8 protein-coding genes and 1 tRNA gene are annotated in these 10,082 nt (G+C 31.3%); 1 reads left to right on the forward strand and 8 read right to left on the reverse strand.

Features of this window, described 5'->3' with window-relative positions; all coding sequences use genetic code 11:
• Position 1: 1 nt before the first annotated feature.
• The 8 genes from truB to recN all read right to left on the reverse strand — a co-directional run bounded on the left by truB (position 2) and on the right by recN (position 9,803).
• Complete coding sequence (gene truB / locus VJY32_RS11630) at positions 2–715, reverse strand: tRNA pseudouridine(55) synthase TruB (protein WP_353678088.1); 714 nt, start codon at positions 713–715, stop codon at positions 2–4.
• Complete coding sequence (rbfA, locus tag VJY32_RS11635; protein WP_353678089.1) at positions 690–1,052, reverse strand: 30S ribosome-binding factor RbfA; 363 nt, start codon at positions 1,050–1,052, stop codon at positions 690–692. The genes truB and rbfA overlap by 26 nt, the downstream gene beginning before the upstream one ends.
• Positions 1,052–3,721 carry a translation initiation factor IF-2 gene (infB, locus tag VJY32_RS11640; protein WP_353678090.1) on the reverse strand — a complete coding sequence of 890 codons (2,670 nt, stop codon included), beginning with the start codon at positions 3,719–3,721 and terminating at the stop codon, positions 1,052–1,054. Before infB ends, rbfA begins: the two co-directional genes overlap by 1 nt.
• Before the next feature lie 44 nt (positions 3,722–3,765).
• Complete coding sequence (nusA, locus tag VJY32_RS11645; protein WP_353678091.1) at positions 3,766–5,013, reverse strand: transcription termination factor NusA; 1,248 nt, start codon at positions 5,011–5,013, stop codon at positions 3,766–3,768.
• A gap of 17 nt (positions 5,014–5,030) precedes the next feature.
• Positions 5,031–5,474, reverse strand: coding sequence for a ribosome maturation factor RimP (gene rimP / locus VJY32_RS11650; protein ID WP_353678092.1), 444 nt, complete (start codon positions 5,472–5,474; stop codon positions 5,031–5,033).
• 282 nt (positions 5,475–5,756) lie between these two features.
• A complete protein-coding gene (hemW, locus tag VJY32_RS11655) occupies positions 5,757–6,887 on the reverse strand; it encodes a radical SAM family heme chaperone HemW (protein WP_353678093.1) in 1,131 nt (376 codons plus the stop codon).
• 28 nt (positions 6,888–6,915) lie between these two features.
• Positions 6,916–7,995 (reverse strand): DUF6588 family protein, encoded by a 1,080-nt coding sequence (locus VJY32_RS11660; RefSeq protein ID WP_353678094.1) that lies wholly within the window; start codon positions 7,993–7,995, stop codon positions 6,916–6,918.
• Positions 7,996–8,096: 101 nt separating this feature from the next.
• Positions 8,097–9,803 (reverse strand): DNA repair protein RecN, encoded by a 1,707-nt coding sequence (gene recN / locus VJY32_RS11665; RefSeq protein WP_353678095.1) that lies wholly within the window; start codon positions 9,801–9,803, stop codon positions 8,097–8,099.
• A 123-nt stretch (positions 9,804–9,926) separates the two neighbouring features.
• Here recN and VJY32_RS11670 point away from each other — a divergent pair.
• Positions 9,927–9,999, forward strand: a tRNA-Met gene (locus tag VJY32_RS11670).
• The last annotated feature ends 83 nt before the right edge of the window (positions 10,000–10,082 follow it).

The following is a 10,082-nucleotide window of genomic DNA, read 5'->3' on the forward strand; positions in this document are numbered from 1 at the left end:
TTTAATTAACAGAAAAAGAAATTGATTTTAGATATTGAAAAAATTCATCCATCTGAAAAGCATCTTCAACATTAAAATTTCCGATACGAGTTCGTCGTAGTGATTTAAGGTAAGCACCACAACCAAGTTTTTCTCCAAAATCATTTGCAATCACACGAATATATGTTCCCGAAGAGCATGTTATTTCAAAATGAATATCCGGCAATTCAATTTTATTTATCTCAAATTTTGATATAAAAATTTCTCTTGGTTCTCTTTCTACTTCAATTCCTTTGCGTGCAAATTTATAAAGTGCCTTACCATTTTTTTTAACTGCAGAAAACATTGGCGGCATTTGAGTGGATGCACCTAAAAATGTATTCCGTGTATTAAAAATCATTTCTTCCGTAACATAATCAAATTTTTTTTCGCTATTGAATTCAGTTTCCAGATCAAAAGAAGGGGTTGTTTTTCCAAGCGATATTATCCCTATATAAGTTTTGTCAAGTCCCATAAATGAAGAAATCTCTTTTGTCTTTTTACCGGTACAAACAATAAGTAGTCCTGTAGCCATCGGGTCAAGTGTTCCAGCATGTCCTACTTTTTTCACATTAATAGCCTTTCGAATTTTATAAATAACATCGAAGGAAGTTTTTTTAAATGGTTTATCAATAAGAATAATTTCTCCTTCTAAAAAATTTGGCACATAATCATTCGATATTTTTTTTGTTATCATTTTCATGAATTTTTTTAATAATGCCTTCAATCCTTTCAACATAGTCAAGGGTATCATCAATATAAAAATCGAGTTCAGGCACAAATCTTATTTGAATTCTTCCGGCTAATTGAGTTCTTATCCAGCTTTTTAATTCATTAACTTTATCAAGAACTTCCTGACGTTTATCCTTGTCATAAACAGAAAGATAAACTTTAGTATGACGCAAGTCAGGACTCATTTTAATATTTGTAACAGTAATAATACTGAGGTTTGGGTCCTGAATTTTATGTAAAAATATCAAGCTAAGTTCTTCTTTAATTAAACTTGCAACTTTTTCAACTCTGTATGATGGCATTATTCAAGCTTCTTTTTTGTTTCAACAATTTTATATGATTCAATAATATCACCTACTTTAATATCATTAAAGTTAGCAATACTCAAACCGCATTCAAATCCTTTTTCTACTTCGCGAACATCATCTTTAAATCTTTTTAGCGAATCGAGTTGACCTTCATAAATTACAATTCCATCTCTGAACAAACGGACTTTACTATTGCGAACAATTTTCCCATCCTGAACATAACAGCCTGCAACAGTTCCAACTTTTGGTACTTTGAAAATTTGTCGAACTTCGGCAGTTCCAATTAATTCTTCTGATATAACAGGAGAAAGCATTCCTTCAAGAGCCGATTTAACTGCATTGATTGCATCATAAATAATATTATAAAGTCTTATGTCTACTTTTTCAGTTTCAGCCAATTTGCGTGCATTAGAATTCGGACGAACATGAAATCCAATTATAATAGCTCGGGATGCTGCAGCAAGAAGAACATCACCTTCTGAAATCGCTCCAACTCCTTTATGTATTACTTTTACTGTAACTTCTTCATTTGATAATTTCATCAATGCATCTGACAAAGCTTCAACAGAACCATCAACATCACCTTTCACAATAATTGGAAGTTCCTTAATACCTCCACGACTAATTTGACTTGCAATTTCATCAAGTGTTATCATGCGAACCTGACGATGATTCTGTTCTCTTTTAAGTTGTTGACGTTTAATGCTTACTTCTCGAGCTTCTCTTTCTGATTCTACAGCGACGAATATATCACCTGCTTGTGGAGTATTTTCAAATCCAAGAACAAGGACAGGGGTTGATGGTCCAGCACTTGTAACTTTTTTGCCGCGTTCATCGAACATAGCTCTAACCCTGCCATAAACAACGCCTGCAATAAACGGGTCACCAATTTTTAGTGTTCCTTTTTGAACAAGAACGGTAGCTGTAATTCCTCTGCCTTTGTCAAGTTGAGCTTCAATAATTGTTCCTCGAGCCAATCTATCAGGATTAGCTTTCAGGTCGAGCATTTCAGCTTCAAGTATAATTTTTTCGAGGAGAAGGTCAACATTTGTTCCCAATTTAGCAGAAATTTCAACACACTGGTATCTGCCACCCCAATCTTCAACAAGAACATTTTTTTCTGCTAACTGTTGTTTTATTTTTTCAATATTAGCATTTGGTTTATCAATTTTATTAATTGCAACTATAATAGGAACATTAGCTGCTTGAGCGTGATTAATTGCTTCTATAGTTTGTGGCATTACAGCATCATCGGCTGCAACTACAAGAACTACAATATCTGTAACCTTAGCACCACGAGCTCTCATAGCTGTGAAAGCTTCATGGCCAGGTGTATCGAGAAATGTAATTTCTTTTCCATTGTCAAGAACAACTTTATAAGCCCCAATGTGTTGTGTTATTCCACCTGCTTCTCCAGCAACAACATTTGTTCTTCTTATAAAGTCAAGTAATGATGTTTTCCCATGGTCTACATGACCCATAATCGTTACAACTGGAGGACGCGGTTTTAATTTATCTTCTGGGTCTGGAGTATCAGCATCTATGTCAGCTTGATATTCATCTACTAATTCGATTTCATAACCAAAATCGTCTGCAATTAATGTAATAGTTTCTACATCGAGTCTTTGATTTATAGAAACCATCAAACCAAGATTTATACATTTTTGAATCACATTACTTACAGGGACTCCCATTAAATTTGCAAGTTCATTAACAGCAATAAATTCAGTAACCTTAATTTTCTTTTGTTCAATTTGTTTTTGTTCTAATAATCTTTCTTGTTGCTCTTGTTTTTCTTTTCTCTTTTTCTTTCTAATTAAAGCTCTCTCACTCAAAGCAGATTCATCAAGACTGAGCATTGTTCTCTTAATTGCTTCTTCAACTTCTCGTTTATCAATTTCAAGTTTTTTAATTTTTCTTTTCTTTTTAGATACAACCTCATCAACTCCTTCATCGCCACTTTTCCCTTTTTTCTTAGCTTTTAATACTTTTTTCTTTTTCTTCTTTTTCTTTTTGGATTCCTCAATCTCTTCAGCAGATTCAACCACAGTTTCAGCAGTCTGTTTAGCAGTTTCTGCTTTTTCCTTTTTATCCAGCTCAATTTTACCTACTATCGTTAAGCCTTTTTTTCTGGCTTCTAACTCTATTTCGGTCTCGGTCTTAAATGTTTGAGCTTCTTTATCTGCTTGTTGTTCAGCAGTTAATTCTTGAACTGATTCTACAGTTTGTCCAACTTGCGATTGTAAATTCTGTTCTTCAACAGTAACTTCTTTTCTTTCACTTAATGCTTCTACTTTAGATTCTTCAACAGGAATTTCTGGTAATTTACTTTCTTCCTTAGGTATCTCAATTAATTTTTCCTGGACAGGTTTCCCCTCAACTATAGTTTCATGAATTTTAGTTTCTGCAGATAATTCTTGTCCTGCTTCGCCTCTCTTCTTTTGAAATTCAGAAATCTTTTTATAATGTTTTTCAGCTTTCTCAATATCTTTCTTAAAATGAACACGAATATCACTCTCCATTTCTTCAGTCAAAAGTGTCATATGAGATTTAACCTCATAGCCTTTCTTCTGAAGAAATTCAATTATTGTTTCTGTTGGAATATTATACTCAGAGGCAAACTTATACAATCTTATTTTTTTCTCTTTTACTGCATCCGGCATTTGAATACCTAAGTTTTGTGAAAGTTATTTTTTGAAACTTACTTTTAATCTTCTTCTTCAAATTGATTTTCTAATATTTGAATAATTTCTTTTGCTTTTTCCTCGCCAATACCTTCAATTTCTTTTAACTTATCAACTCCTGCTTTTAGAACTTCAACTGCTGTTTCGAAGCGATTCATAATCAGAATATCCACTATGTCGCTTCCTAATTCTTCACGAAGTTCAGGAAGTTCAATATCTTCTTCATACTCATCAAGTTGTTTTTCGAGACGAATTACTTCAATATCATATCCTGTAAGTTTCATAGCAAGACGAATATTAACCCCGCCTTTTCCTACAATTAAAGAAATCTGGTCACTTTCTGCATATACAACACATTTTTTAGCATCTTCATCAATTTCAATTTGTTTTAATTTTGCTGGAGCAAGACATCTTTGAATAAATACAGCAGGGTCATCAGAATAATTTATCACATCAATATTTTCATTATTCAGTTCACGAACAATAGCATGAATTCGAACACCTTTCATACCAACACAAGCTCCAACTGCATCAATTCTTGCATCTTGAGATTCTACAGCAACTTTTGCTCTTTCACCGGGTTCACGTGCAATTGTTTTGATTTCAATTACACCATCATAAATTTCCGGGATTTCAATTTCAAATAATCTTTTTAAGAACATATTGTCTGCACGAGAAACTATTATAACCGGTCCATTTGGTGTTTTCTTTACTTCTTTTACAACAGCTCTTATTGATTCTCCCTTTTTATATTTTTCATGTGGAATTTGTTCAGAACGAGGCAATATTAATTCATTCTTATTATGATTAATTAGTATATCATTTCGTCTTACCTGATAAATATCGCCAACTACAATTTCACCTATCATATTTTTGTATTCATTGTAAACAATATCTTTTTCTATTTCACGTATTTTCTGATTCAAATTTTGTCTTGCTAAATTTATTAATCTTCTTCCGAACTGAGATAGTTCTATTTTTTCAACATAATCTTCGCCAACTTCCAGACCATCTTCATTTCCACGAGCATTAACTTCATCAATGCTTATCTGGGTACTTGGGTCTGTTACTTTTTCTACGATGGTTCTTTCAAGAAATATTTCTATATCGCCTTTATCCATATTTACAACTACATCATATCTTGCATCTGGTCCATATTTCTTTTTAACAAGCAGACCGAATATTTCTTCAATAATACCTGCAAGCACATCTTTATCGACGCTTTTTTCTCGCACCATCTGTGCGAATGATTCTACTATTTCTGGGTTCATTTATATTACCTCCATTATCAAAAACTTATTAATACTTTTGCTTTAACAATATCTTCAAAGTTAATTTTTATTTCCTGGTTCTTTTCTTGAAAGTATAATTGATTACCATCAATACGAATAAGTTTTCCTGTAATTTTTTTAATCTTATCGTCTCCTTTATAACTAATTTCAAATTTTCTATTAATATGCTTTTTATATTGAACAAGATATTTCAATGGTCTATCTACACCAGGAGAAGAAACATCGAGGCGATAATTTTTAAACAGATTTTCAGAATCAATGGCTTTTTCGATTAATCTACTAACTTTCATACAATCATCAGTAGTAATAGCATTCTCGCCATCAATAAAAATTTCAATTATCCGAAGTCTATCATCTCCACGAATTACGAGGTCAATGAGTAAAAATCCTTCGGATGCAACAATTTCTTCAAATTTTTCTAATATTTTTGATTTATCCATTTTCTGTAAACAAAAATCGCCCACGAGGGGCGAATTAGACTGCACAAATTTATAAATTATTGAGTGAATTAGCAAATACCTGATTATCAGGTCATTTCAAAAAAATATCTAAAAAATTTAATGTGTCATTCCTGTGTAAAAAGGAATCTATTCATTATTAATTCCCGCTTTCTTCCATTGGAATTCCTATAGGAGCGACAATTACAGTCAATTCAATTTTTTTCAGAAGTTTCTATCCTAAAATTGTAAACATGAATTAAGACTCTGAATGGTACCCCTTTATCAAACTAAATTTTTAATTATCTCATCACAAATTGCATAGCCTTTTGCTGTTAATTTTATTTTTTTCTCATCTTGTCCCATAAAACCATTTTTAATCATTTCCAGTATTAAAGATTCTCTTTCTTTTAGCCAGCTGCTACCAAATCTGCGTATAAAATCAACGGTATCCAATCCACTGCTTCTAAGTGCAAGCATTACATACTCATTTAGCATTTGACTTTTTGTTAATATTTCTTCTCCAGCTACAGCATGATTTTTTTTATTAATCGATTCTAAATAAAAACTCAGGCTTGAATAATTCCACCATCTTTTCCCTTCAACAAAAGAATGTGATGATGTACCAAATCCTAGATAATCCTTATATTTCCAGTATGAATTGTTATGAACACATTCAAATCCGGGTTTTGTAAAATTAGATACTTCATATTGAATAAAGCCGTTATGAGTAAGAAAGTCTATTGTTAATTCATATAAATCTGCATCATAATCTTCATCTTGAATTTTTACTTTTCCATCTTTTACCATTTTGTTTAATATTGTTCCGGGTTCTAAAATCAAACTATATGCTGAGAGATGTTTAATTGGAAGACTGACAGCTAATGTTAAATTATTCATCCAGATTTTTTTTGTTTGATTGGGAAGATTAAAAATCAAGTCGATGCTGATATTTTCAAAATTAGAATCTTTAGCTTCCATTACGGTTTTTATTGCCGTTTGGGAATCATGAATGCGTGTAAGAAATTTTAATTCATTGTTGTCAAACGACTGTGTGCCGATGCTTAGTCTATTAATTCCAATATTTTTAAAACTTTTTAATTTGTTTTTATTCAATGTACCGGGATTAGCTTCAATAGTAATTTCGGCATCAGAGCACAAATGAAATTTTTGTGATATGAAATTAATAAGCTCATAAAAAAAAGGGGGGGCCATTAAAGATGGAGTCCCCCCACCAAAATAAATTGATAAAATTTTTCTATCGTTTGAATATTTATCAGCAAAAAAATTAATTTCTTTTTTTAATGCTTTAAGATATTCACCGGTATTTTTATTTGTAATAATAGAATAAAAATCACAATAGATGCATTTATGTTCACAATAAGGGATATGAATATAAATCGATGTTTCTTTCATAAATTTTTATTGTCAACTCTATCATAAATCAAAAGCCTAAAGAAATACCAGCACTTGCAGTTTTTGTTTTTGCAAATTTATAATCTGCATTTATATTTATTGCAATAAGTTTAATGTTTAAGCCAACTGTAAATGCCGAACTATTATCCCCTTCCATTTCAAATTTAACTCTTGTAGGAGGCACAGGAACACCATTTACTGTTTCATTAGACTGATAATCATATTTAACCGTGGTTTTGGAATTTTCAAATGTCAATCCAGTATAAGGAGTAACTGATACAATTCCTCCAAATGTTTTTCCTGCATAAACACCGTATTGAGTAGCAGAACTTTCAAATATATCCCCAACTTTTAATTTTTGTGTAAAGAAAGCAACTGCAACATCAAGAGGCAGAGGATTTTTAAACCATATTCCAGTATTATGAATTAAACCAATTCCCCAGAAGCTAAATTTTCCCATATCCTGTATATCAACACTTGGAAGATAACGGAAAGAGGCATAAGTGCCGGCTATTGTTCCAACAGTTAATTGAACAGCTGCGGTAGGAAATGCAGGAAGTTCATCTAAAAATCCTTTTACTTCTTCAAGAGATAATTCATAAGGATTAACTGTATATTGCTGTCCCCCAGCTTGAACTGTCTTACCAGGGAATTTTACTTTCATATATTCATTTTTACTTCCAACGATAGTAGGACCAGAAAAATTAACATTAAATTTCGTATGCATTAATTCATTTTTAAGATTATTATAATTCTGAGTTCCAATATTATTCGGTGTTATGCCCGAATTATAAAGTATTTGTTGAATCTGACTTTCAGAAAAATAAAAATCTCCGGTAGCACTAAATTTTTTTACATCACTTGAGAAAAAAGAACCCATTGCTATAACTTTAACATCTATATGCAAACCAAGAAAATCTGCAGGTGGAAGTTTTGAAACCCATCCTGAATTAAGATTTGAGCCAAATGCTGAAATTACCGGAGCAACATAAGCTTTACCAACAGTTGATGATAAATTTGATAAGGTTTCTTCAAGACTTTGAGCTTTCAAATTAAATTGTGAAAGAGTTACAATAACAATAATTACTATAAATATATTTTTCTTCATAAAGAACTCCTTTTGATATTAATGGTTACACTAATTTAACATTCTCTTTGATTGATAAAAAGAAATTTCTAATTAAAATTGCTTTTGTGTGTTTGAAAGCACTAATTATTTTTTTGAGAGATTAATTCTTTTGCCCCCATTAATGCTGCTTCTGTAATTTTTTCTCCGCTAATCAATTTAGCAACTTCACGAATTTTTTCTTCTTCATTTAATAATCTGATAGAACTTACAACACGGTCACCTAATTTTTTCTTTTCAACTACAAAATGTAAATCTGATAATCCAGCAATCTGAGGTAAATGTGTAATTGCAATAATTTGATGAAATGAAGCTAATGACTTCAAAGCTTTTCCAACTTTTTGAGCTATTCTGCCGCTTACCCCTGTATCTATTTCATCAAATATCAAAATTGGAAGTTTATCTGATTTTGCAAGTACTGATTTTAAAGCAAGCATTATTCTGGATATCTCTCCTCCTGAAGCCACTTTTATTAAAGGTTTTACATCTTCTCCGGTATTAGTTGAAATATAAAATTCAACATAATCATAACCTCTATCGTTATACTTATATTTATTATTATTAACCAAAATAAAATTTCCCGTTTCTGATAATTCATTTGTAAACCTTACTTCGAAGGTTGGGTCACTAATTCCAAGATTTTTTAGAACTCCTTCAACTTCTTTCTTAACATCTTTTGCAATACTTTTTCTTTTTTCGGAAATACTTTTTGCTATATCACCACAAATCGTTCTTAAGTCGGAAATTTCGTTTTCAAGTTCTTTAATTCTATCTGTAAAATTTTCTGCGAGTTCAACTTCTCTTCCAATTTTTTCACGATGTTCTAAAACTGATTTGATTGTTCCACCATATTTTTTTTTCAGAAGATTAAAAGCTCCCAATCTTTCTCTAATTTTTTCAATATGATCCGGGTCAACATCAATTTTATTTTTATAATCTCTTAAATAAGATGAAAGTTCATTAAGAATAACAATTGCGGTCTGAAGTTCATTAACTTTTTCAATAAATGATTTATCAATTTTAGAAAGTTCGTTTAATTTATTTTTAACCTCGGACAACTGGTCATGTATAGAATTTTCGCTTTCGTAAAGTTGTTCATAAATTTCATTAGACATAGAAAGCAGCTTTTCAGAGTTTTCCAGAACTTTCAACTCATTTTCTAATTCTTCCTCTTCATCAATACCAGGAGCAACTGAATCAATCTCTTTAATTTGAAATTCATAAAGATCCTTTTTTTCTTTTAATAAATTTTCTCTTTCCAGTAATTCTTTTAATTCACGTTGTAATTGATGAAGAATATTAATATTCTCTTTGTATTCAGCTAAATGCTGCTCTATATCGGCAAATTCGTCAAGCATCTCAAGATGATTTTCTGCTTTCAGCAAAGATTGATGTTCATGCTGTCCATGCAAATCTACAAGCAAATCACCAATTTCTTTTATTACATTTAATGTAACGGGAGTATCGTTGATAAAACATCTGTTTGTTCCTTTGATAGAAATTTCTCTTCTTATAATTAATTCATCACTATCTTCTATTTCATATTCTTTTAGGATTTTTTTTACTTTTTTATTGCCTGTAATTTCAAAAATTCCTTCAACAATTGATTTCTCTGCTCCTTTACGAATTACATCAACAGAAGCTCTTTCACCAAGTAACAATCCCATTGCATCGATAAGTATTGATTTTCCTGCCCCTGTTTCTCCAGTTATAATATTAAGTCCTTTCCCAAACTGAATCTCAATATTTTCAATAAGTGCGTAATCTTTTATAAGAAGTGATTTTAACATTGCAGTAAAAATATTTTTATACGAATATGAGGAAGTATCAAGTAAGTATCAAGTATTAATAAAGATTTGACAGAACAAAAATGCTTTTATATATTTGTAACCTAAGTTTGATAAAAATTACATCGCGGGGTGGAGCAACTGGTAGCTCGTCGGGCTCATAACCCGAAGGTTGTAGGTTCAAGTCCTACCCCCGCTACTAAGGCTTACTAAAAAATTGTTTTTCCACTCGGGCTGTTAGTATTAAAAAAATACACCTTACTTTAATGCCAGTTGTCTACA

The sequence above is a fragment of the Rosettibacter primus genome (genome assembly GCF_036860675.1).
Lineage (GTDB): Bacteria > Bacteroidota > Ignavibacteria > Ignavibacteriales > Melioribacteraceae > Rosettibacter > Rosettibacter primus.